This window comes from Ruegeria sp. HKCCA4812, assembly GCF_013034245.1.
Taxonomy (GTDB): domain Bacteria; phylum Pseudomonadota; class Alphaproteobacteria; order Rhodobacterales; family Rhodobacteraceae; genus Ruegeria.
This window is the reverse complement of record NZ_WQFQ01000001.1, coordinates 702,508-724,713: the sequence shown is the minus strand read 5'-3', so window position 1 is coordinate 724,713 and position 22,206 is coordinate 702,508. Positions and strand designations below refer to the sequence as shown.

Annotated in this window: 20 protein-coding genes; 15 read left to right on the top strand and 5 right to left on the bottom strand. The window is 58.9% G+C overall.

Going from position 1 to position 22,206, the window contains the following annotated elements:
- Nucleotide 1: 1 nt before the first annotated feature.
- Together GOW04_RS03635 and pdxH are read right to left on the bottom strand one after the other, a co-directional pair.
- Entirely contained in the window at nt 2-508 is a 507-nt protein-coding gene (locus GOW04_RS03635; RefSeq protein ID WP_174829352.1) for a cold-shock protein, read from the bottom strand.
- Nucleotides 509-650: 142 nt separating this feature from the next.
- Entirely contained in the window at nt 651-1,256 is a 606-nt protein-coding gene (pdxH, locus tag GOW04_RS03630) for a pyridoxamine 5'-phosphate oxidase (protein WP_171232037.1), read from the bottom strand.
- A gap of 135 nt (nt 1,257-1,391) precedes the next feature.
- Between pdxH and fabI the strand changes: the two genes are divergently transcribed.
- The 5 genes from fabI (at nt 1,392) to trpE (ending at nt 7,354) form a co-directional block, all read left to right on the top strand.
- Nucleotides 1,392-2,198 (top strand): enoyl-ACP reductase FabI, encoded by an 807-nt coding sequence (gene fabI / locus GOW04_RS03625; RefSeq protein WP_152458088.1) that lies wholly within the window; start codon nt 1,392-1,394, stop codon nt 2,196-2,198.
- A gap of 4 nt (nt 2,199-2,202) precedes the next feature.
- Nucleotides 2,203-2,712, top strand: a complete 510-nt coding sequence (gpt, locus tag GOW04_RS03620; protein WP_171231575.1) for a xanthine phosphoribosyltransferase — start codon at nt 2,203-2,205, stop codon at nt 2,710-2,712.
- Nucleotides 2,713-2,733: 21 nt separating this feature from the next.
- Nucleotides 2,734-3,909 carry an aminotransferase gene (locus GOW04_RS03615; protein WP_171231574.1) on the top strand — a complete coding sequence of 392 codons (1,176 nt, stop codon included), beginning with the start codon at nt 2,734-2,736 and terminating at the stop codon, nt 3,907-3,909.
- Nucleotides 3,910-3,989: 80 nt separating this feature from the next.
- The gene (locus tag GOW04_RS03610; protein ID WP_171231573.1) at nt 3,990-5,831 is read left to right on the top strand and encodes a peptidylprolyl isomerase; all 1,842 of its coding nucleotides are present in this window, start codon (nt 3,990-3,992) and stop codon (nt 5,829-5,831) included.
- Between the two features lie 11 nt (nt 5,832-5,842).
- Nucleotides 5,843-7,354, top strand: a complete 1,512-nt coding sequence (trpE, locus tag GOW04_RS03605) for an anthranilate synthase component I (protein ID WP_171231572.1) — start codon at nt 5,843-5,845, stop codon at nt 7,352-7,354.
- Between the two features lie 57 nt (nt 7,355-7,411).
- Here trpE and GOW04_RS03600 read toward each other — a convergent pair whose 3' ends face one another.
- Nucleotides 7,412-8,845 carry a polysaccharide deacteylase family 2 protein gene (locus GOW04_RS03600; RefSeq protein ID WP_171231571.1) on the bottom strand — a complete coding sequence of 478 codons (1,434 nt, stop codon included), beginning with the start codon at nt 8,843-8,845 and terminating at the stop codon, nt 7,412-7,414.
- Nucleotides 8,846-9,043: 198 nt separating this feature from the next.
- Here GOW04_RS03600 and GOW04_RS03595 point away from each other — a divergent pair, with 198 nt between their 5' ends.
- The 6 genes from GOW04_RS03595 (at nt 9,044) to lexA (ending at nt 13,869) form a co-directional block, all read left to right on the top strand.
- Nucleotides 9,044-9,625 carry an aminodeoxychorismate/anthranilate synthase component II gene (locus tag GOW04_RS03595; protein ID WP_152458094.1) on the top strand — a complete coding sequence of 194 codons (582 nt, stop codon included), beginning with the start codon at nt 9,044-9,046 and terminating at the stop codon, nt 9,623-9,625.
- The gene (trpD, locus tag GOW04_RS03590) at nt 9,622-10,641 is read left to right on the top strand and encodes an anthranilate phosphoribosyltransferase (RefSeq protein WP_171228257.1); all 1,020 of its coding nucleotides are present in this window, start codon (nt 9,622-9,624) and stop codon (nt 10,639-10,641) included. The genes GOW04_RS03595 and trpD overlap by 4 nt, the downstream gene beginning before the upstream one ends.
- On the top strand, nt 10,638-11,450 hold the full coding sequence (gene trpC / locus GOW04_RS03585) for an indole-3-glycerol phosphate synthase TrpC (protein WP_152458096.1): 813 nt from the start codon (nt 10,638-10,640) through the stop codon (nt 11,448-11,450). Before trpD ends, trpC begins: the two co-directional genes overlap by 4 nt.
- Nucleotides 11,450-11,923, top strand: coding sequence for a cyclic pyranopterin monophosphate synthase MoaC (gene moaC, locus GOW04_RS03580; RefSeq protein ID WP_171231570.1), 474 nt, complete (start codon nt 11,450-11,452; stop codon nt 11,921-11,923). Before trpC ends, moaC begins: the two co-directional genes overlap by 1 nt.
- Nucleotides 11,920-13,092: a gephyrin-like molybdotransferase Glp gene (glp, locus tag GOW04_RS03575; protein ID WP_171231569.1), complete on the top strand. Its 1,173-nt coding sequence runs from the start codon at nt 11,920-11,922 to the stop codon at nt 13,090-13,092. The genes moaC and glp overlap by 4 nt, the downstream gene beginning before the upstream one ends.
- 78 nt (nt 13,093-13,170) lie before the next feature.
- Nucleotides 13,171-13,869: a transcriptional repressor LexA gene (lexA, locus tag GOW04_RS03570; protein WP_171167952.1), complete on the top strand. Its 699-nt coding sequence runs from the start codon at nt 13,171-13,173 to the stop codon at nt 13,867-13,869.
- Here lexA and GOW04_RS03565 read toward each other — a convergent pair.
- Nucleotides 13,863-15,911, bottom strand: coding sequence for a ComEC/Rec2 family competence protein (locus GOW04_RS03565; RefSeq protein WP_171231568.1), 2,049 nt, complete (start codon nt 15,909-15,911; stop codon nt 13,863-13,865). The two genes, lexA and GOW04_RS03565, sit on opposite strands and share 7 nt — an antisense overlap.
- A 78-nt stretch (nt 15,912-15,989) precedes the next feature.
- Between GOW04_RS03565 and gltX the strand changes: the two genes are divergently transcribed.
- The gene (gltX, locus tag GOW04_RS03560; protein WP_171231567.1) at nt 15,990-17,390 is read left to right on the top strand and encodes a glutamate--tRNA ligase; all 1,401 of its coding nucleotides are present in this window, start codon (nt 15,990-15,992) and stop codon (nt 17,388-17,390) included.
- A 121-nt stretch (nt 17,391-17,511) separates the two neighbouring features.
- Nucleotides 17,512-18,807 carry a citrate synthase gene (gene gltA / locus GOW04_RS03555; protein ID WP_152458102.1) on the top strand — a complete coding sequence of 432 codons (1,296 nt, stop codon included), beginning with the start codon at nt 17,512-17,514 and terminating at the stop codon, nt 18,805-18,807.
- Nucleotides 18,808-18,942: 135 nt separating this feature from the next.
- Here gltA and GOW04_RS03550 read toward each other — a convergent pair whose 3' ends face one another.
- The gene (locus GOW04_RS03550; RefSeq protein WP_171231566.1) at nt 18,943-20,010 is read right to left on the bottom strand and encodes a PA0069 family radical SAM protein; all 1,068 of its coding nucleotides are present in this window, start codon (nt 20,008-20,010) and stop codon (nt 18,943-18,945) included.
- Nucleotides 20,011-20,280: 270 nt separating this feature from the next.
- On the opposite strand from GOW04_RS03550, the gene GOW04_RS03545 reads away from it, so the two are divergent.
- Together GOW04_RS03545 and GOW04_RS22130 are read left to right on the top strand one after the other, a co-directional pair.
- Nucleotides 20,281-20,979, top strand: a complete 699-nt coding sequence (locus GOW04_RS03545) for a B12-binding domain-containing protein (protein ID WP_152458104.1) — start codon at nt 20,281-20,283, stop codon at nt 20,977-20,979.
- 146 nt (nt 20,980-21,125) lie between these two features.
- Complete coding sequence (locus GOW04_RS22130) at nt 21,126-22,163, top strand: Hint domain-containing protein (RefSeq protein ID WP_171231565.1); 1,038 nt, start codon at nt 21,126-21,128, stop codon at nt 22,161-22,163.
- Nucleotides 22,164-22,206: the final 43 nt, after the last annotated feature.

Below are 22,206 nucleotides of genomic sequence, written 5' to 3'. Positions count from 1 at the left end.
TTCAGCTATCCAAAGCCGCTTCCCAGGCCAGAACCTGCGCGGCCATCCGACCACGCTTGCCGTCGATCACCCTCATGGCCAGTGCTTCACCTGGTTGCAGATCAGCAAGACCCGACCGGCGCAACACCTCAATATGAAGGAATACGTCTTCATTTCGCCCAAAGACATTGGCAAATCCGAAACCCTTGCCTTTGTCGAACCATTTCACCCGTGCGGCTTCCAGCGGCGCCTTTGCGATAGCCTCCGGATCCAGCTCGGCGAAATCGGCAAGCATCATCGAGTCGGTCCGCGCCGGCGGATCAATCGCAACGACCTCGACCGCCTGAACCCCTCGGTCCGTGCGGTGAGTCATGATTTCAATGCTGGCGCCATCCGCAACCGAACTCTGGCCGTAATTGCGCAGAACATTTACGTGCAACAGAATATCCGGGCCGCCCTCTTCGGATACAACAAAGCCATAACCCTTTGCAGGGTCGAACCATTTTACGTGTCCACGGACGCGGTACATGTTGTTCAGGTCTTCTGGCACGGTTTTCCCATCGCGAATTTCAACAGTTCGTTAAGGGTTTGTTGTTTATGGGAATGGCAGGCAAATTCAAGCTGAAAAAATCGTTTATTTTCTGCCTGTTGCATTTCACGACACGTGAACGTCATGGATTCAACCTTTCAACATGCCATGCCGATCCCGGCTCAATTCGTTGCCATCTGAACCGGTCATGCAAGCGGAATGCTCCATCGGCCCAGAACTCAATCTCGGTGGGCGTCAATCTGTACCCGCCCCAAAACGGCGGACGCGGTGGATTTGGCCCAAGTTTCGCCGTCACTTTCGCGACCTCTGCCATCAAAGCTGCCCGGCTTGAAAGCGGTTGCGACTGCTTTGAAGCCCACGCGCCCAGTCGGCTTTTCAATGACCTTGATGCATAATACTCATCTGCCTGGGGCCCATTTTCACGACGTATTGTACCACGAACACGAAGTTGACGCCGCAAAGATTTCCAATGCATCACAAATGCAGCTTTTCCGGCGGCATCCAGTTCCTTGGCCTTGGCGCTTTCGTAGTTCGTATAAAAAACAAACGAGTCCGCTTCGATTTCCTTGAGCAACACCATGCGTGCATTTGGCAAGCCATACGGATCAACGGTTGCTAGCGCAATCGCATTCGGGTCGTTCAATTCGGTTTCTTCAGCCTCGGCAAGCCACCGGGCCGCTATTTCAAACGGATCGGAGCCAGCAAAGATGCCATCACGCTCGGTCATTTCCATCCCCTGGAAAGTATTAACGTCGAACCTAAGGCGAGAACTCGCTGCGGGCAAGAGCGCACGGCCTTGATGCAACGCAACCAATGGCATAAACCAACTCAACATAACGCGAAGACAGGCGGAGAACCGAACATGTCAAATCAGTTGATGGCCGGCAAACGCGGCCTCATCATGGGACTGGCCAATGACAAATCAATCGCATGGGGAATCGCCCGCGCCTTGTCGAATGCCGGGGCCGAGCTGGCCTTTTCCTATCAGGGCGAGGCTTTGAAAAAGCGCGTCGACCCGCTGGCGGCGCAATTGGGCAGCGAAATCGTTCTGCCCTGCGACGTCAGTGACGAAGCATCCATCGACGCGCTCTTTGCAGCTCTGGAAGAGAAATGGGGCAAGCTGGACTTCATCGCCCACGCCATCGGCTTTTCTGACAAGAACGAGTTGCGCGGTCGCTATGTCGACACCAGCCGCGCGAACTTCAAACTGACGATGGATGTGTCGGTATATTCCTTCACAGCCGTGATGCAGCGTGCCGAAAAGATGATGTCCGAGGGCGGCAGCGCTGTGACCCTGACCTACTACGGCGCCGAGCAGGTCATGCCGCATTATAATGTCATGGGCGTCGCCAAGGCCGCGCTGGAGGCGTCGGTCAAATACCTGGCTGAGGATCTGGGCAAGGATGGCATCCGCGTAAACTCGATCTCGGCCGGCCCGATCAAGACGCTGGCCGCCAGCGGCATCGGCGATTTCCGCTATATCATGAAGTGGAACGAATATAACTCGCCCCTGCGCCGCAACGTGACGATCGATGACGTCGGCAACTCGGCGCTGTACCTGTTGTCGGATCTGTCCAGCGGTGTCACAGGTGAGAATCTGCATGTGGATTCGGGGTATCACATTGTCGGCATGAAGGCAGTTGACGCCCCGGACGTTGAAAAAGGTTAATAACATGAGCGCCAAGGACCGCCTGCCCCACGAAAAAGGCTTTCATATCAGCTGGGACCAGATTCATCGCGATTCGCGTGCGCTGGCCTGGCGTCTTGACGGGCAAGGTCCCGATGATGGCAATTGGCGGGGTGTTGCCGCGATCACGCGCGGCGGCATGGCGCCTGCGATGATCGTCAGCCGAGAACTGGACATCCGTACGGTCGATACGATCAGCGTGCGTTCATACCACCATCAGGAACAGGGTGAGGCAGAGGTGCTGAAATCTCCGGACGCCGACCTGATGGGTGACGGAACCGGTATTCTGATCATCGACGACCTGGTCGACAGCGGAAAGACGTTGGAACTGGTTCGGGACATGTACCCGAACGCGCATTTCGCGACGGTTTACGCCAAACCAAAGGGCCGCCCGATGGTGGATACCTTCATCACCGAAGTCAGCCAGGACACATGGATCTTCTTCCCATGGGATATGGCCCTTCAATATGTCGAGCCGTATCGCGGCACCGATTGATTTCTGAACAGTAGACCGCACATGACGCTCAGCCGCACCGCCGCAACATTCGCACCTCCGGTGATGGAGGCGCGCCGATGGGTCGAGGGCGTTGCCTTCCCATCCGACCGCCCGTTGATCAACGTAAGCCAGGCGGCCCCAGTCGATCCGCCGCCGCTGGCCTTGCGGCAGGCTATGGCCGAGTTTGCTGTGCGCGAAGACAGCGCACATCTTTACGGCCCGGTATTGGGCAATGACGATCTGCGCACCGAACTGGCGGCGCAGATCAGTTCTCACTATGCGGCGCAGGTAGATGCACCTCGGATCGCCATCACCTCGGGCTGCAATCAGGCGTTTTCGGCCGTGATATCGGCGATCACCGGCGAAGCGGATGAGGTCATTCTGCCAACCCCATGGTATTTCAACCACAAAATGTGGCTGGATATGGCCGGAGTACAGGCCGTGGACCTGCCGACCGGCGATGATCTTTTGCCCGATCCAGAGCGTGCCCGCGGAATGATTACCGACAAGACACGCGCCATTGCGCTGGTCACGCCCAACAATCCGGGCGGCGTCGAATACCCTGCCGAACTTGTCAGAGCCTTCTACAACCTGGCCCGTGAAACCGGGATCCGCCTGATCGTCGATGAAACCTATCGCGATTTCGACAGCCGCAGCGGCCCCCCGCATGATCTGTTTCAGCAACCCGGGTGGGACGAAACGCTTGTCCACCTATACTCTTTCTCCAAGGCTTATCGTCTGACGGGTCACAGGGTGGGTGCCATCGCAACAAGCCCGGCCTTGTTGGCCGAGGTCGAGAAATTTCTGGATACGGTCGCCATTTGCCCGGGCCAGATCGGCCAGTTCGCAGCGTTGTGGGGTATGCAAAACCTGTCGCAATGGCTGGCCGGCGAGCGTGACGAAATTCTTGACCGCCGCGCAGCCATTGCAGAAGGGATGCCGGCGCTTGAAGCACGGGGGTGGCGGCTTTTGGGGCTTGGCGCCTATTTTGCCTATCTCGAACATCCGTTCGACATGCCGTCCGACGAGCTGGCGCGCCGTCTGGTCAAGGAAGCTGGCGTGCTGCTGTTGCCCGGAACCATGTTCATGCCGGATCATGACCCGGCTGGAAAACGGCAGGTGCGCATTGCTTTTGCCAATCTGGATCGGGCCGGGCTGGGCCAATTGTTCGACCGGTTGCAGGCCCTGTCCTTCTAAGCTTGCCCCTCGGCGGTGTGCGTCGTATTCAGGGCCGCAACCGACAGGGCAGAACTCTGCCGAAAAAACAAGAGGGCATCATGGCCGCAGGCGCTAAAAGTCTTTCGAAAACCTTTGTCTGGATTCTGATGGGCCTGCTGATGCTGGGCCTTGCGGGATTTGGCGCGGTCAACCTCAGCGGTACGATCCGCACAGTTGCGACAGTCGGCGACGAAAGCATCTCGGTCGATGAGTACGTGCGCGAATTGCAGCGTGAGATCCGAGCGGTAGAGGCACAGTCTGGGCAACCTTTGCAGATGTCGCAAGCCCGCGACCTGGGTCTGGACCGAAACGCCCTTGCCCGCCTGACCGCTTTGGCGGCGCTGGACAACGAGGTCGGTCAGCTTAGGATTTCCATCGGCGATGAGAACCTTCAGCAAGAGATCATCTCGATCCCGGCATTTCAGGGTGTCAACGGAACTTTTGACCGTGAATCCTATCGCTTTCAGCTGGAACAGGTCGGCATGACCGATTCCGAATTCGAATCCGATCTGCGCAAGGAATCCGCCAGAACCATCGTACAGGGCGCAATCATGGGCGGCGTGAAAATGCCGGCCACGCTGACGGACACGATGATCGATTATATCGGCGCACGGCGCAGCTTTACGGTTGCAACTGTTGGAACGGAAGCGCTGGAAACACCTGTGGCCGAACCAACGGACGCGCAGATCCAGGCATTCTATGATGACAATGGGGAACAGTTCATGCTGCCCCGCACCAAGCAGCTGACTTACGCGATTCTGTCGCCTGCAATGTTGGTGGACACGGTCGACATCGACGAAGACGCGCTGCGCAAGCTTTATGAAGAACGAAACGACGAATACAACCAGCCCGAACGCCGTTTGGTCGAACGTCTGAACTTCCCAAGCGAACAGGCCGCCAAGGACGCTTTGGCGCAGCTTGAGGTTGGCGGCACGACCTTTGAGCAGTTGGTTCGGGATCGCGATCTGGAACTGAACGACATTGATCTGGGCGACGTGACGCGTGAGGATCTGGGCGAAGCTGCGGACGCCGTATTTGCGGCCGAGCTTGACACTGTCGTGGGTCCGTTGCCTTCGGTGTTCGGTCCGGCGCTGTTCCGCGTCAACGGATCACTGGCGGCGAACAACGTTCCATTTGAAGAGGCCGAGCCGGCACTTCGCGAAGAGTTGGCGACTGAACGCGCCCGCCGTCTGATCGAGGCGCAATCCGAAGATATCAACGATATGCTGGCGGGTGGTGCCACGCTGGAAGAACTGGCGGAAGAAACCGAAATGGAACTGGGCCAGATCGACTGGACCCGTGACAGCGACGAAGGCGTTGCGGCCTATGACGGGTTCCGAGCGGCCGCAGAAGCCGTTCAGGAAGGGGATTTCCCTGAAATCGCCTTCCTCGAAGACGGGTCAATTTTTGCCCTGCGCCTGGACGAGGTTCTGCCGCGTCGCCCGGAACCGCTGGAGAGCGCGAGCGACCGTGTCGCCGAGGCCTGGCAACAGGCCGAGATCGACAAAGCCCTGCGCGAAAAGGCGGATGCCATTCTGAACCAACTGGCACCTGACGGTGATTTCGCGGCGACCGGCCTGCCCTTCCGCGTCGAAAACGCCCTGACCCGCACGGCGTTTCTGAATGACGTTCCGGCCAATTTCATGAACGAAGTTTTCGCGATGGAACCGGGCGAGCTGCGCGTTGTTTCGGGCAATGGTGCGGCTTGGATAGTGCGTCTGGACGAAATCCTGCCGCCGGCGGATACGGATGAACTGCGTCAGTTGCGTGATGCCCTGAGCTCGCAGATGGATCAGGCTTTGGCACAGAATATTTTCAACGCCTACGTACGTGATGCCCAGACCCGGGCGCGCCCCGTGTTGGATCAACAGGCGTTGAACGCCGTGCAGGCGAGCTTTTAAACGAGACCGATATGGCCCTGACACCCGATTTCGAAACCTTCGCGCGCGCCTATGATGCGGGCGAAAACCAGGTTGTATATACGCGTCTGGCCGCCGATCTGGACACACCTGTTTCACTGATGCTCAAGCTGACGGGCGCGCAGAAAGATGCGTTCATGCTGGAATCGGTGACAGGCGGTGAGGTTCGTGGCCGCTATTCGATCATCGGCATGAAACCTGATCTGGTTTGGCGCTGTCATGGGGAAACCTCGGAACTGAACCGATCGGCCCGTTTCGATGCCGAGGCGTTCTTGCCCCAAGATGGCAATCCGATGGACAACCTGCGGGCGCTTCTTGCCGAAAGCCGCATGGAATTGCCCGATGACCTGCCACAGGCCGCGGCCGGGCTGTTCGGGTATCTGGGCTATGACATGGTTCGGTTGGTGGAACACCTTCCGGATGTGAACCCTGATCCACTGGGTCTGCCTGATGCGATCATGCTGCGCCCGTCTGTCATTGCGGTGCTGGATGGGGTCAAGGGTGAAGTGACGGTGGTTTCACCTGTCTGGGCCAGCGACGGTCAATCGGCCAAGGCGGCTTATGCTCAGGCGGCTGAGCGTGTGATGGATGCGGTCCGCGACCTGGAACGGGCCATGCCCGCGGAAACCCGCGATCTAGGCGACGCGCGCGAGGTCGCCCCGCCGGTGTCGAACTTCACCAAGTCCGGCTATATGAAGGCGGTCGAAAAGGCCAAGGAATACATCCGCGCGGGTGACATCTTTCAGGTTGTTCCGGCTCAACGCTGGACGCAGGATTTTCCACTGCCGCCTTTTGCTCTCTACCGATCCTTGCGGCGTACCAATCCGTCACCTTTCATGTTCTATTTCAACTTCGGCGGTTTTCAGGTGGTGGGCGCAAGCCCCGAAATCCTGGTGCGTGTCTTTGGCAACGAAGTCACCATTCGCCCCATCGCAGGCACGCGCCCACGCGGCGCGACGCCCGAAGAAGACAAGGCGAACGAGCTGGATCTGCTGGCCGACAAGAAAGAACTGGCCGAGCATCTGATGCTGCTCGATCTGGGTCGCAACGATACCGGCCGCGTGTCAAAGATCGGAACCGTACGTCCGACAGAAGAGTTCATCATCGAACGCTACAGCCACGTGATGCACATCGTATCGAACGTTGTGGGCGAATTGGCCGAAGACAAAGACGCGTTGGACGCCTTTTTTGCGGGTATGCCGGCAGGAACGGTTTCGGGCGCGCCAAAAGTGCGCGCGATGGAGATCATCGACGAGCTGGAGCCGGAAAAGCGCGGCGTTTACGGCGGCGGCGTCGGCTATTTCAGCGCAGGCGGAGACATGGACATGTGTATCGCCCTGCGTACCGCCATCGTGAAGGATCAGAAACTCTATATCCAAGCTGGGGGTGGTGTTGTTTACGACAGCGACCCCGAAGCCGAGTTCATGGAAACTGTTCATAAATCCAACGCCATACGGCGCGCAGCAGCTGACGCCGCGCGGTTTACCGGCAACGGAAACGGCTAAAAAACAGAGGCGGCCGATCAGATGATCACCGCCCCTTTTCTTTGCATTCTGCGCAGGTCACTGCACCTGTTTCATCATGACGGCCGAGATCGGAGCCATTGCCACGCGGTTGCCCCGATCTTCCAACCCCCACAGCAACAGGGCTGAAATCGTCTCGGGACGCACGCGCCCCAGCATGACCACTGTCCCTTCCTGACCCGCACGGAAAGCGGCCTGATCCAGGAATCTGCGCATGATTTTGGGATCCTGCCGTGCGCCGTCGATATCGCGGAAAACGACACTGGACGGAATTCCGTTTCGCGCCGCCAGTTTCTGCACGGTGTTGAGGCCGTTGTCCTGCGTGATCAGCCCCCGGCCGGTTCCCGCAGCAATCGCGGCGACCTGATCAGCCAGTTTGCGATTGCCCTGAATCCCGCTGTTCACACCTTCCAGAATACCAACCGTTTCCGGCAGGGTATCCAGCCACACCGACAGCGACACCTCGGCGTCCTGCGCGCTTGCGGCCTCGGGCAGATCCGCCAGGGCCAGCACCTCGAACCCGGCCTTGCGATGACGGGCCATCTTTTCCGCCGCGTCTGGATCCGATGGGTTCACGGCAAAGCTGATCGGATAGGGAAAGTCCTGCAACGCCTCGGACCCGAATGCCCCCTCGTCATCAATCAGAATGATGGACATCAGCGGCTTGGATTCGGGGTTTTCGAACTTTGCCGCAAAACGCTCGATCGGCTTGGTCGATTTCGGCTGCTCAACCAAGGCCTGTTCCACGACCGGCTCATCATCCCGTTCCGTCAGCGGAACGACGCGTTTTCCGATGATCGAGTTGGCACTTGCTTTCTGCTCACCCCCGATCTGGGGCAGCGCAGCGATGCGCGGCAGTTCCCGAGGCATGGTGTCTTCATCCCCTTCCACGGCAATCGGGCTGTTTTCAAAGGGGTTCTGTTCTTCGGCCTCTGTCGACTCTGACTCCGGTTCTGGCGCTGCCCGTGGCAGAGGGTCTGGCTCGGGCGCAAGCGCGGCCACCTCGGTGTTCTCGGGCTCTGCTGGCGGGGCCGGTGTTTCATCAATGACGGCAGGCAGCGCATCGTCTGGCTGAATTGCGGGAACCTGACTTGGCTCTGGCAGGGCGGCGGGCGCTTCGATAACGAATGACACTTCATTTGCACCTGCCGCTTCCGGTTGGTTCAGCGCATCCGTTGCCGCACCGACAACCGGCTGGGAATCGATTGAAGTTTCCAGCCCCGACAGATCAGCCAGATCCTCGCCTGCGTCATCGGCGGCTTCTGGCGCACGCGGGGCAAGTTCCACCAGATCGGCGTCAGATCCGGCGTCCGCCACTTCAGCTGGAGCCTCGGGAGTTTCAGAAATCGTCGGCGCCGGTGCTTCGGTTGCAACAACCGGGGTATTCACCATCGGCGTCTTGAGTGACACAACCGCACCCAAGATCAAAACAACGATCGCGCCCGCGACCATTCCTCCGAAAAATCCGCCCATTTTCCTGCCTTTCGCCTCTTTCCTCTGCCTCGTCCAACTCTGCGCCATCTGGTGTGGCGCTCGGCCAATTGAACGCGCCAGAAACGGTATGTCCTCTTGACGCTGCCGCTCAAGCCTGAGCATGTATGTGCGGACATTATACCGTGGCCCGGGGCTGCATCGCCAGCCCGAAATGCCCAAGCGAAGATAAGTGCCCAAATGCTGCTGCTGATCGACAACTACGACTCGTTTACCTACAATTTGGTACATTATTTAGGCGAACTTGGTGCCGAAATGGTCATTCGCCGAAATGATGCGCTGGATGTGCAGGAAGCGATGGCCATGAACCCCGCCGGCATTCTGCTGAGCCCCGGCCCCTGCGACCCGGATCAGGCGGGGATTTGCCTGGCACTGACGGAAGCGGCCGCTGAAACCAAAACGCCGCTATTGGGGGTTTGCCTGGGCCATCAGACCATAGGCCAGGTGTTTGGCGGCAAAGTGGTTCGATGCCACGAGATCGTTCATGGCAAGATGGGCACGGTGAAGCACACCGGCAAGGGGTTGTTTGCCGGTCTGCCCTCACCCTTTGAGGCAACGCGCTACCATTCGCTGGTGGTCGAGCGCGAAACCCTGCCCGATTGCCTGGAGATCACGGCCGAGCTGGACGACGGCACGATCATGGGATTGCAGCACAAGGAATTGCCGATCCACGGTGTGCAGTTCCATCCGGAATCCATCGCATCCGAGCACGGTCACGCCCTTCTCAAAAACTTCCTGCAAGAACTGAAAGTCCCGGCATGAGCGACGCGCTGAAACCGCTGATCGGAGCCGCTGCCGATCGTCCATTGACACGTGCCGAGGCCGAAAAAGCCTTTGCCATACTGTTCGATGGCGAAGCCACGCCCAGCCAGATCGGCGGGTTGCTGATGGCCATGCGGACACGCGGTGAGACGGTCGATGAATACGCCGCGGCAGCCGCTGTGATGCGTTCGAAATGCAATGCCGTAAACGCACCCGAGGGGGCGATGGATATCGTCGGCACCGGCGGTGACGGCAAAGGCACCCTGAACATTTCGACCGCGACCGCTTTTGTCGTGGCCGGTGCCGGAGTCACGGTCGCGAAACACGGCAATCGCAACCTGAGCTCCAAATCCGGCGCAGCGGATGCATTGGGCCAGATGGGCATCAACGTCATGGTTGGCCCGCAAGTCGTTGAAAATGCGCTGAAAGATGTTGGAATCGGCTTCATGATGGCGCCTATGCATCACCCTGCCATCGCCCATGTGATGCCGTCCCGGCAAGAACTGGGAACGCGCACGATCTTCAATATTCTTGGCCCCCTGACCAACCCTGCCGGCGTCAAACGGCAGTTGACCGGCGCCTTCAGCCGCGACCTGATCCGCCCGATGGCCGAAACGCTTGGCCTGCTGGGCTCGGACCGCGCCTGGCTGGTGCATGGTTCGGACGGGACGGACGAGCTTACGATCACCGGTATCAGCTGGGTTGCCGCTCTGGAAGACGGGATTGTGAAAGAGGTCGAACTGCACCCCGAAGACGCAGGTCTTCCGGTGCATCCTTTCGAGGACATCATCGGTGGCTCGCCCGAGGAAAACGCCGTTGCGTTCCGGGCTTTGCTGGATGGCGCCCCGTCCGCGTATCGTGACGCGGTGTTGCTGAATTCGGCCGCGGCTCTGGTCGTCGCCGAAGCGGCAAATGATCTGCGCGAAGGCGTGGCCATGGCTGCTGAAAGCATCGACAGTGGCAATGCCAAAAACAAAATCACGGCCTTGGCCGCCAAGACACAGGAAGCCGCATGACCGAAACCGTTCTGGACAGAATCAAAGCCTACAAACTGGAAGAAGTCGCGGCGGACAAAGCGCAGAAATCCCTGGAAACGCTGGAAAGTGAGGCCCGGTCCGCCTCGGAACCCCGTGGCTTTGCCAATGCGCTGCAACACGCCTCGCGGCAAGGCTATGGCCTGATCGCCGAGGTCAAGAAGGCCAGCCCGTCCAAAGGACTGATCCGGCCGGATTTCGACCCGCCCGTTCTTGCAAAGGCTTATGAAGATGGTGGCGCGACATGTTTGTCCGTCCTGACCGACACCCCCAGCTTTCAGGGCAAGAAAGAGTATCTGACGCAGGCGCGCGAGGCGACGTCCCTGCCCGCCTTGCGCAAGGATTTCATGTACGACCCGTATCAGGTGGTCGAAGCACGCGCCTTGGGGGCGGATTGCATTCTGATCATCATGGCCTCGGTCAGTGATGATCAGGCGGCTGAACTGGAAGACACTGCATTCGATTGGGGAATGGATGTTCTGATCGAAGTACACGACGAAGCAGAGCTTGAACGCGCGGCACAGCTGAAAAGCCCGCTGATCGGTATTAACAACCGCAATCTGAAGACATTCGAGACAACGCTCGACACGACGCGCCGCCTGTCCAAGCTGGTGCCCGCCGATCGCACCATCGTGTGCGAAAGCGGACTGGGTACACCAGACGATCTGAAGGACATTGCACGCTATGGTGCCCGCTGCTTTTTGATCGGAGAAAGCCTGATGCGCCAGGACGATGTTGAAGCGGCAACACGCCATATCCTGTCAAACCCGCTGATCCCCGGAGTGATGTGATGCCACTGACCCATTTCGATGCCCAAGGTCAGGCACATATGGTCGATGTCTCGGACAAGAAGGTGACGGATCGCATCGCCGTTGCCGAAGGTCACATCAGGATGGCGCCGGAAACCTTTGAAATCATTTCCGAAGGTCGCGCCAAGAAAGGCGATGTTCTGGGCATTGCCCGTTTGGCCGGCATCATGGGCGCAAAGAAGACGCCGGACCTCATTCCGCTGTGTCATCCTTTGCCGGTGACCAAAGTGGCCGTAGAGCTGACTCTTGACCCGGACCTGCCGGGTGTTCGGATCCAGGCCACCGTCAAGACCTCGGGCCAGACCGGGGTTGAGATGGAAGCGCTGACCGCCGTATCGACAGCCGCCTTGACCGTATACGACATGACCAAGGCCGTCGATAAGGCGATGGAGATAGGCGGCATTCGCGTTCTGCTCAAAGATGGCGGTAAATCAGGGCGTTACGAGGCGAAATGATTACTGTCGAAGAGGCGCGCGCCCTGTTGTTCGATCTTGTGGGGCCATTGCCGACAGAAGAAGTCCCACTGGCCCAGTCCGCAGGGCGCGTTCTGTCGCGGGACGTCACGGCCACGCGGGATCAGCCGCCTTTTGCCGCCTCTTCCATGGATGGCTATGCAGTCAAATCTGACGAGGTCGAACTGCACGCCATGTTCAAAGTCGTGGGCGAGTCAGCGGCCGGGCGTCGTTTTGAGGGCGCTGTAGGCCCCGGACAGGCCGTTCGCATCTATACCGGCGCCCCTGTGCCCGAGGGCGCGGATTTCGTTGTGATTCAAGAGGATACGGACCGCCGCGGTGATCTGCTGACAATCACGGACACACCCGGCGCCAAAACGAACATCCGACCCGCTGGCGTGGATTTCAAGGCTGGCACGTCCATATCGGCCCCGCGATTGATCCGCGCTGAAGATATGGCCTTGATGGCCGCGATGAACATCCCTCGCGTCCCTGTGTCGCGCAAACCCGTGATCGCCCTCATCTCGACTGGTGATGAGTTGGTCATGCCCGGGGAAGAACCCGGCCCGGATCAGATCATTGCATCGAACACATTTGGCCTGAAGGCAATGCTCGAAGGATTGGGGGCTGTGGTGCGCGTGCTTCCGATCGCACGGGACACTGTTTCGTCACTTGAAACGGCCTTTGGTCTTGCGCAGGGGGCGGATCTGGTCGTGACGATCGGCGGGGCGTCGGTTGGCGATTATGACCTCGTGTCGGACGTCTCGCAGGGGTTGGGGATGAAGCAATCCTTCTACAAGATCCGAATGCGCCCCGGGAAACCCCTGATGGCCGGTCGTATTGGCAACGCGGCGATGGTCGGGTTGCCGGGCAATCCGGTCAGCGCCATGGTCTGCGGCTATCTGTTTCTGGCTCCGATGGTGCGCCGGATGCTGGGGCTTGAACAGGTGCTGCCGCCCTTCCGCACGGCCCGGCTGAGTGGTCCTTTGCCCGAGAATGGCCCGCGCGAGCATTATATGCGCGCCGTGGTGACGGATGCCGGTATCGAAGCTTGCGCAGATCAGGACAGTTCCCTTCTCAGCGTATTGGCTCAGTCCAACGCGCTTTTGGTCCGCGCCCCACACGATCCGGCGCGCGACATCCGGGAAATGGTCGAATACCTGCCGATCTGACCTGCCCTCAAATTCGTTGACACAAAACGTGAACATGCGTAGAACAAAAGAAAACGAATGAGCGACGAGGTGTGAGCGATGCTGACCAAGAAGCAATTGGATTTGCTGGAATTCATCCACAAACGCGTGCAGGCGGACGGTGTTCCGCCCAGTTTTGATGAAATGAAGGCTGCTCTCGACCTGCGGTCGAAGTCCGGCATTCACCGGTTGATCACCGCATTGGAAGAACGTGGGTTTATCCGCCGCCTTGCCCATCGCGCTCGGGCCATTGAGATCGTGAAATTGCCCGAAAGCCTTGGCGGTGAGCCGACAGCTGGATTTACGCCACGTGTGATCGAAGGCGACCGGCCCAAGGGCCCCCGCCCTGCGAACGTGGAGCCTGTATCGGTGGACGCGCTCGAGCTGCCGGTCATGGGCCGGATCGCAGCCGGTGTTCCCATCGAAGCAATCAGCCATGTATCGCATCACGTGGCCGTTCCCGGCCCCATGGTTTCGGGACAGGGTCAGCACTATGCATTGGAAGTTCGCGGCGACTCGATGATCGACGCTGGCATCAATGACGGTGACGTGGTCGTCATCCGAGAAACCTCGACCGCGGATAACGGCGACATCGTGGTTGCCTTGGTCGAGGATCAGGAAGCGACCCTCAAGCGGTACCTCCGCCGCGGCAACGCAATCGCGCTTGAGGCTGCAAACCCGGCTTATGAAACGCGCGTCCTGCCCGAAGAAAAGGTCAAGGTTCAGGGCCGGTTGGTCGGACTGATCCGCACCTATTGAGCCTGATTGGAATGACGGTCCCCGGCAGGTTTCGGGGACCAAAGCCGATGACCTGTCATGTCCGCGCTCGAGGTCAGCTTTCCGTTCGAAACCGACAGGCTGCCGGTTTCGTACAACCGTTCCGGATCGAATACTCCGCACGAACCTTGCAGGGCAAGCGCAACGGCCGAGATGATGATCTGGTTTTCCTGACATTCATCAAACACCCGCGCCGCCCGTTTTCCGGTGATATGGATGATCTCAAAATCCTTCAGCGGGTATCGTTGCACGATGTCGCTGTCCGGCCATCTGAGCGCCGCCTCGATCTGATCAACGCCGTCCCCGTCATTTTCAAGCCAGACACCGGCGACAAACCCGCTGCCTTTGCTTTTACTGAGGGCCCGCCCCTTGTCGGTCATGACCCCTACCAATCCGCCGTTTTCAGCGATCAGGACATCCGGTCTGTGCCCCGAGTTCCAAAGCAGAAATGCCAGGACAACAGGCACTGCTCCGGCCCGCCGTGCATGTCCCTGCCACAAGGCCATCCACAAGGCGCCGAATGCGACCAGGGGCAGGATGTACCAAGGCGGGCTGACGACAAAACCCTGCGCGCCATCAAGGTGCGACACCCAGTCCGAAACCGTAAGGATCCAATGCAACGCCCACCCCATGACGGTCAGGGCAATTGCCTCCAGTCCAAACGGGGCCAGAAGCGCCGCAACGACGGCGGAGGGCACGACAAAAAGGCCCATGACAGGAACGGAAAGCAGGTTGGCCAGCAGACCGTAATGGGACATCGTATTGAAATGCGCTGCACCTATGGGGGCTGTTGCAAGGCCTGCAATTGCCGATGACATCACCACGCCGGCGACTGGCTTCAGCCAGTTTGGGCCGGGCATCGGGCGCATCTCTCGCAACGCTCCGAAGACGGCGACCAAGGCTGTGGTTGCGGCGAAGGACATTTGAAATCCGGGGCTCAGCAGCGACTCGGGCCGAAGAACCAGCACGATTACGGCGGCAACAGCAACCGCACGCAGCGAAATCGCGCGTCGGTCGATCAATACGGCGCCCAGCATGACGCTGACCATGACAAAGGCCCGTTCGGTTGCAACGTTGCCGCCGGACAACAACAGATAAAGGGTTGCGGCACAAAGCGCGAGAACAGCAGCCACCTTCCGAACCGGAAGTCGCAACGCCACGGGGGGGCACAACGACAGCCCCAACCGACACGCGACGAATACGAAGCCTGTCAGAAGCCCCACATGAAGCCCGGAAATGGCCAGCAGATGGGCCAGATTGGACGCCCGCAAGGATGATAGCGTCTCCTGCCCCATCCCGCTGCGATCTCCGGTGGTGACGGCGGCGGCAAATCCACCGATTTCACCGGGCAGAATCTGCCTGACCCGCTGCGAAATGGCCATGCGGATCGCAGTGACCCGAATGCCGTCGATCCCCTCGGTCGCTGGCGCGATGGTCATGATCGGGACGCGGGTATAGCCGACCGCGCCCAATCGTTGAAACCAGGCATGACGGCGAAAGTCGAAACCTCCGGGCTCGACCGGGCCCTGCGGCGGCGAAAGATGACCCGTGGTCATAATACGCTGCCCCGGTGCGATTGCGCCCGTTGGAACATGAACGGAAAGACGGATGCGCTGCGGCCTGCGCTCCTGAGGTACATCCCCTATGCGTACCTGATCAAGCGTCAACCGCAACGCATCCGAGGCAGACCGATCCATGGCGACGACCCTCCCCTCGACAGGGCCATAATATCGCCACGACAGTACCGGTTCTGCCACCATATGGGCGCGAACGCCTGCCAGAATGAAACCGGCAGCGATCAGCACCCCCCCGATTGCCAACGTTCCCACCCCCGGTGGCAGCCGGCGGCGCAAGGCGACAAGAGCGATTCCAAGACAGACAAGACCGGCATAAACTGACCAATCCGGTTCGACGCGGACGCCGAAATAAAGACCAATCCCCGTCGCCAGAAAAACCGGCGTCCAAGGGAAAAGGTAACCTGTCTGGTGCAGCAGCGCGGCCTCGACCCGTGCAAGAACACGCATGGTTGCCCCCGTCCTTCGGGCTCGTTAGACAGGCTTCAAACTAAGCCAGATACGGTTACCAAAAGGTTAATCCTCACCATGACTGAACAGGTCGTCACTCGTTTTGCCCCCTCGCCCACCGGTTTCCTGCATATCGGCGGCGCGCGCACTGCATTGTTCAATTGGCTGTATGCGCGTGGTCGGGGCGGCAAATTCCTGCTGCGGATCGAAGACACCGATCGCGAACGTTCGACACCCGAGGCGACCGCCGCGATCCTTCAGGGCATGGCCTGGCTTGGCCTTGATCACGACGGTGATGTGATCAGCCAGTTCGAAGGGGCCGCCCGTCACGCCGAGGTCGCGCATCAGTTGCTGGCCGAGGGCAAGGCCTACAAGTGTTTCTCGACCCAGGAAGAAATCGCGGCTTTCCGGGACCAGGCGCGCAGCGAAGGGAAATCAACCCTGTTCCGCAGCCCATGGCGTGACGCCGATCCTGCTACACATCCGGATGCACCTTTTGCCATACGCATCAAGGCGCCTCAGGACGGGGTGACCGTGATCCACGATCAGGTTCAGGGCGATGTGAGCATCCGCAATGACCAGTTGGACGACATGATTCTTCTGCGCTCGGACGGAACACCCGTCTACATGCTGGCAGTCGTTGTCGACGATCACGACATGGGTGTCACCCATGTCATTCGCGGCGACGATCACCTCAACAATGCCGCGCGGCAAATGATGATCTACGAAGCCATGGGCTGGGACGTTCCGGTCTGGGCGCATATCCCGCTGATTCACGGGCCGGATGGCAAGAAACTGTCCAAGCGCCATGGTGCTCTTGGAGCGCAGGAGTATCAGGCCATGGGCTATCCCGCAGCCGGGATGCGCAATTACCTGGCCCGGCTGGGCTGGAGTCATGGCGACGATGAGTTTTTCACGGATGCGCAGGCAAAGGACTGGTTCGATCTGGACGGGATCGGCAAAAGCCCTGCACGGTTTGATCTGAAAAAGCTTGAAAACCTGTGTGGACAGCATATCGCAATCTCGGATGATGCTGCACTGCGGCAAGAGATCGAAGCATATCTGGCCGCAGCAGACCTTCCGCCCCTTACCGAAACACAATCCAGTGATCTGGAACGTGCGATGTATTGCCTCAAGGACCGGGCGCGCACTTTCCCGGAACTGCTTGAAAAGGCTCATTTTGCACTGACAAACCGCCCGATCGTTCCGGATGAAAAGGCGGCAAAGGCACTGGCAACTGTATCCGATGGTATACTGACGGAATTGACGCCGCATCTGCAAAATGTTAGCTGGTCGCGGAACGAACTGGAGGAGGCCCTGAATTCCTTTGCCGAGTCAAAGGAGCTCAAGTTCGGCAAGCTGGCCGGTCCGCTGAGGGCCGCCCTGGCGGGTCGGGCCGTTACGCCTTCGGTTTTTGACATGATGCTTGTGCTGGGACGGGAAGAAACCCTGGCGCGGCTTTCTGAAGCAGCGAAATAACCCAAGCTTCATAAAGGGGTAACGCTGCTCCGCTAACACCCGGACTGCGCGTCCACGCGCAGTCATTGCCCGTATCACCGGAGGTATCTCTGGCGTGCGCATGAATGAAGAAGGGACAACCATGACTGATAGCAACAAAACAGCCACTCTGACCGTTCACGGCAAAGAGTATGAGTTGCCTGTTCATTCTCCGACCGCTGGCCCGGATGTCATTGATATCCGAAAGCTTTATGGTCAGGCCGGTGTCTTCACCTACGATCCTGGGTTCACTTCGACCGCTAGCTGCGACAGCACCATCACCTATATCGACGGCGAAAAAGGCGAACTGCTGCACCGCGGCTATCCGATCGACCAACTGGCCGAGAAATCGCATTTCCTCGAAGTCTGCTATCTTCTGCTGTACGGAGAACTGCCGGCGGCAAAGGATCTTGAGAAATTCGAGACCACGATCACACGCCACACCATGCTGCACGAGCAGATGCAGTATTTCTATCGCGGTTTCCGCCGCGACGCGCACCCGATGGCCATCATGGTCGGCGTTGTCGGCGCGATGTCGGCCTTCTATCACGATTCAACGGATATCTCGGACCCGCAGCAGCGTGAAATCGCATCGCATCGTCTGATCGCCAAGATGCCGACTATTGCTGCATGGGCCTACAAGTACCACACCGGTCAGCCTTTCGTGTATCCGCGCAACGATCTGGACTATGCGTCGAACTTCCTGCGCATGTGTTTCAGCGTTCCTGCCGAGGAATATGAGGTCAACCCGATCCTCAGCCGCGCCATGGACCGCATCTTTACGCTGCATGCGGATCACGAACAGAATGCCTCGACATCGACCGTGCGTCTGGCGTCGTCCTCGGGGGCAAACCCGTTTGCCTGTATCGCCGCCGGCATCGCTTGCCTTTGGGGTCCGGCACATGGTGGCGCAAATCAGGCCTGCCTGGAGATGCTGGAAGAGATCGGCACCGTTGATCGCATCCCCGAGTTTATTGCCCGCGCCAAAGACAAGAACGATCCGTTCCGCCTGATGGGCTTTGGTCACCGCGTTTACAAGAATTTCGACCCGCGCGCCAAAGTGATGAAGCAATCGGCTGACGAAGTTCTTGATCTGCTGGGCGTTGAAGACAACCCGAAATTGCAGGTTGCCAAGGAACTGGAACGCGAAGCACTGGAAGACCCGTACTTCGCCGATAAAAAGCTATTCCCGAATGTCGACTTCTACTCGGGCATCATCCTCGAAGCGATGGGTTTCCCGACCTCGATGTTCACGCCGATCTTCGCCCTGTCACGCACTGTTGGCTGGGTCAGCCAGTGGAAAGAGATGATCGCCGATCCGCAAAACAAAATCGGCCGCCCGCGTCAGCTGTACCTAGGCGAAACGCTGCGCGATTACGTGGATATCGAAAATCGCTGATACGCGCCTCACGTCAATCTGTTTCGAAGGCCCCGGTACTGCCGGGGTCTTTTTGTTTGGGCTGAAGCAATGAGAGCGCGAAGACCCGGTGTTTTCCCGCGCAAGACAGCACCGGACAAGCCGGGGCGCAAGACCTCAGAACAGGCTCAGCTGATCCCCGGGCTGCGGCGGCACCGCAAACAAGTCGCAACGCAACGGGGCCGATTTTATGGACAGCCCCAGACGTTTGCAGGTCTTCACGAACCTTTGAGCGATAATCCCGGCATACTCACCCTCGCCCCGCATTCTGTGCCCCCAACGCGGATCGTAGTCCCGCCCTCCATGCATTTCCCGAAGTTTGGACATGACCTTTTCCGCCCGCGACGGCTCATGATCGGCAAGCCAGCCCTGCCAAAGCTGCGATACTTCGCGCGGCAGGCGCAACATGATCCAGCTTGCGGCATCCGCACCAGCCTCTTTCCCGGCTTCCAGAAGGCTTTCCAGTTCATGATCCGTCAGCCCCGGCATGATGGGCGACGTCATGACACGCACCGGAACGCCCGCTTCCGTCAGCGTTCGGATCACGCGCAACCGCCGAAGGGGCGACGGCGCCCGTGGTTCCATCCGGCGGGACAATTCCGCATCCAACGTTGTCAGCGAAATACCAACCCGCACCAGCCCCCGGCCTGCCATGTCGGCAAGCAACTCCAGATCCCGCTCTATCAGGGTACCCTTGGTGACGATTGCGACCGGGTGGTTGAACTCACTCAAAACCTCAAGACATGACTTTGTAATCATGTGCTTTTTCTCAATCGGCTGATACGGGTCCGTATTCGTACCAATTGCAATCGGCGCGACTTTGTAGGATCTGGCGGACAATTCTTTGCGCAGAACACGCCCCATGTTGGGTCGAACGATCAGGCGGGTTTCGAAATCCAATCCTGCCGATAGCCCAAGATACGCGTGGCTGGGCCGCGCAAAACAGTAAACGCAGCCATGTTCACATCCCCGGTACGGGTTGATCGACCGATCGAAGGGCAAGTCAGGAGATCGGTTGTAAGTAATAGCGCTGCGCGCAACCTCTTCGCGTGTCTCGGTCCGCAGCGGCGGCAATTCTTCCTCAATGTCCCACCCGTCTTCTGTGGCCGTGGTGGCAAAGCGTTCAAACCGACCAGCTTCGTTCGTCGTTGTTCCTCTTGCCTTGATCGTCCGCGCGATGTTCATGTCAGTATGTTCGTTTTTTGTTCTCTCTCGAACATAGGGTTGTCACCGATTTGGCGCAACCCCCGCCAAATCATCGTTGGATTGAAGTTAGTTGAAGAGTCTGCAGGATTATCTTGCAGACTTTTCTATCGAGCCCCCCCATTTTTTGGCTTATAGGTCGGTCCCGAAACGACCGACGTCGCAATCGTCACAGTCACGATGCGACGTTTTGGCCAAAACGGAAAAAATGCCACCACGGGTCGATGGCCCGCCCAGCACAGGGAATACCCCATGTCCGACGAAGAAGACATCGTCCTGTCCGAACTGAATGACGACGAACTGGTCGAGCAGATGTTCGACGATCTCTACGATGGCCTGAAGGAAGAGATCGAAGAAGGTACCAACATCCTGCTGGAACGCGGATGGACACCTTATGACATCCTGACCAAGGCTCTGGTTGGCGGTATGACCATCGTAGGCCATGACTTCCGCGACGGCATCCTGTTCGTCCCCGAGGTTCTGCTGGCCGCAAACGCCATGAAAGGCGGCATGTCCATTCTCAAGCCGCTGCTGGCCGAAACCGGTGCACCGCGCGTCGGCAAGATGGTCATCGGCACCGTGAAGGGTGACATCCACGACATCGGCAAGAACCTTGTTTCGATGATGATGGAAGGCGCCGGCTTCGAAGTTGTCGATCTGGGCATCAACAACCCGGTCGAAAACTACCTGGAAGCACTGGAAAACGAACAACCCGACATTCTGGGCATGTCGGCCCTGCTGACCACTACGATGCCTTACATGAAAGTGGTCATCGACACGATGGTCGAACAGGGCGTCCGCGACGATTACATCGTTCTGGTCGGCGGCGCGCCCCTGAATGAAGAGTTCGGCAAAGCCATCGGCGCGGATGCCTATTGCCGCGACGCAGCTGTTGCAGTGGAAACCGCCAAGGAATTCGTGGGCCGCAAGCACAATCAACTGGCTGGCTAAGACCCGAACAATACTGATTGAAAGGCCGTCCGATCCGGGCGGCCTTTTCGATTCTGAAGCGCCTTGTCACCGGACGATCCGGATTATCCAATTTTAAACCAAAGCAGGTCTAAAAGAACGAGGCATCCACATCCTCAGGGGGTCTCGTGCCGACTACGTTCACGGCCATCTCGCTCGGCAAACTTGTCGATATCGACAGTTTCGAAGGCAACAACACAGCTGAAAACGCTTCGGCGCTTGTGGAGAAAACCTTTGGCGGGTCCGACGATCCGTTGGCTCACAACAGCGTCACCTGGAGCCCGGTCGGCAATCCGGGTTCGTATTACGACATGAACAACATGTCGGCCAATGATCGGTTTTCGATCGATGGCGGGCCGCCTCAGACATTCGATGGCACTTCGGTCTACAACGCCACGATCACCTATTTTGACGGATCAACTGCCAGGATTTCCGCAGTTGTGGCGCAGGATGTGGATGGCAACACCTATCTGGTGCCGGAATTCTCGGACAATTCGGACCAATCCGCCTTGGAGGCTGGCCCTGTCCGCTCGATCACGCTCAACAGCCTTGCCGGAAACCGGTATTCAGGCCTGACATCCCGCCGTGAAGATTGGGATCTGGTGCCCTGCTTTACCCCCGGAACGATGATCCGCACCGAGCAAGGCGCGCGACCGATTGAAACCCTGTCCGTCGGCGACCGGATTGAAACCCATGATCATGGGCTGCAACCCCTGCGTTGGATGGGGCGGCGAACCGTCAAGGCAACGGGTTCGCATGCGCCTGTTCTTTTCAAAGCGGGCGCCATCGGAAACACGCGCGACCTTCTGGTGTCACAACAGCACCGCATGCTGATTGGGCATTGGCGTCTCGAGCTGTACACCGGACATTGCGAAGCCCTGGCGCCTGCCAAACATCTCGTGAGCGGGTCCGACATCATACTGCGGCCCGGAGGGGTGGTGACCTACATCCACTTGCTGTTCGACCGGCATGAGCTGCTCTGGGCCGAAGATTGCCTGAGCGAGAGCTTTCATCCCGGCGCGCATATCTGGGACAGTCTCGGGTCTGCCGCACGGCAAGAAATCCTGTCTCTGTTTCCGGAACTGTCGCTGAACGGTGTTGCCGCGTACGGCCCGCTGGCCCGGCCCCTGCTGACCGCGTTCGAAGCGCATGCGTCGGCGGCCTGACATGAGATGTCGGATCGGGGCTTGCCCAACGGCCTCAATCATC

Bases quoted from the DNA above. Each gene is read 5' to 3' on its own strand.
- GOW04_RS03635 (WP_174829352.1), bottom strand. From the start codon at position 508: ATGTACCGCGTCCGTGGACACGTAAAATGGTTCGACCCTGCAAAGGGT.
- pdxH (WP_171232037.1), bottom strand. From the start codon at position 1,256: ATGACCGAGCGTGATGGCATCTTTGCTGGCTCCGATCCGTTTGAAATA.
- fabI (WP_152458088.1), top strand. From the start codon at position 1,392: ATGTCAAATCAGTTGATGGCCGGCAAACGCGGCCTCATCATGGGACTG.
- gpt (WP_171231575.1), top strand. From the start codon at position 2,203: ATGAGCGCCAAGGACCGCCTGCCCCACGAAAAAGGCTTTCATATCAGC.
- GOW04_RS03615 (WP_171231574.1), top strand. From the start codon at position 2,734: ATGACGCTCAGCCGCACCGCCGCAACATTCGCACCTCCGGTGATGGAG.
- GOW04_RS03610 (WP_171231573.1), top strand. From the start codon at position 3,990: ATGGCCGCAGGCGCTAAAAGTCTTTCGAAAACCTTTGTCTGGATTCTG.
- trpE (WP_171231572.1), top strand. From the start codon at position 5,843: ATGGCCCTGACACCCGATTTCGAAACCTTCGCGCGCGCCTATGATGCG.
- GOW04_RS03600 (WP_171231571.1), bottom strand. From the start codon at position 8,845: ATGGGCGGATTTTTCGGAGGAATGGTCGCGGGCGCGATCGTTGTTTTG.
- GOW04_RS03595 (WP_152458094.1), top strand. From the start codon at position 9,044: ATGCTGCTGCTGATCGACAACTACGACTCGTTTACCTACAATTTGGTA.
- trpD (WP_171228257.1), top strand. From the start codon at position 9,622: ATGAGCGACGCGCTGAAACCGCTGATCGGAGCCGCTGCCGATCGTCCA.
- trpC (WP_152458096.1), top strand. From the start codon at position 10,638: ATGACCGAAACCGTTCTGGACAGAATCAAAGCCTACAAACTGGAAGAA.
- moaC (WP_171231570.1), top strand. From the start codon at position 11,450: ATGCCACTGACCCATTTCGATGCCCAAGGTCAGGCACATATGGTCGAT.
- glp (WP_171231569.1), top strand. From the start codon at position 11,920: ATGATTACTGTCGAAGAGGCGCGCGCCCTGTTGTTCGATCTTGTGGGG.
- lexA (WP_171167952.1), top strand. From the start codon at position 13,171: ATGCTGACCAAGAAGCAATTGGATTTGCTGGAATTCATCCACAAACGC.
- GOW04_RS03565 (WP_171231568.1), bottom strand. From the start codon at position 15,911: ATGCGTGTTCTTGCACGGGTCGAGGCCGCGCTGCTGCACCAGACAGGT.
- gltX (WP_171231567.1), top strand. From the start codon at position 15,990: ATGACTGAACAGGTCGTCACTCGTTTTGCCCCCTCGCCCACCGGTTTC.
- gltA (WP_152458102.1), top strand. From the start codon at position 17,512: ATGACTGATAGCAACAAAACAGCCACTCTGACCGTTCACGGCAAAGAG.
- GOW04_RS03550 (WP_171231566.1), bottom strand. From the start codon at position 20,010: ATGAACATCGCGCGGACGATCAAGGCAAGAGGAACAACGACGAACGAA.
- GOW04_RS03545 (WP_152458104.1), top strand. From the start codon at position 20,281: ATGTCCGACGAAGAAGACATCGTCCTGTCCGAACTGAATGACGACGAA.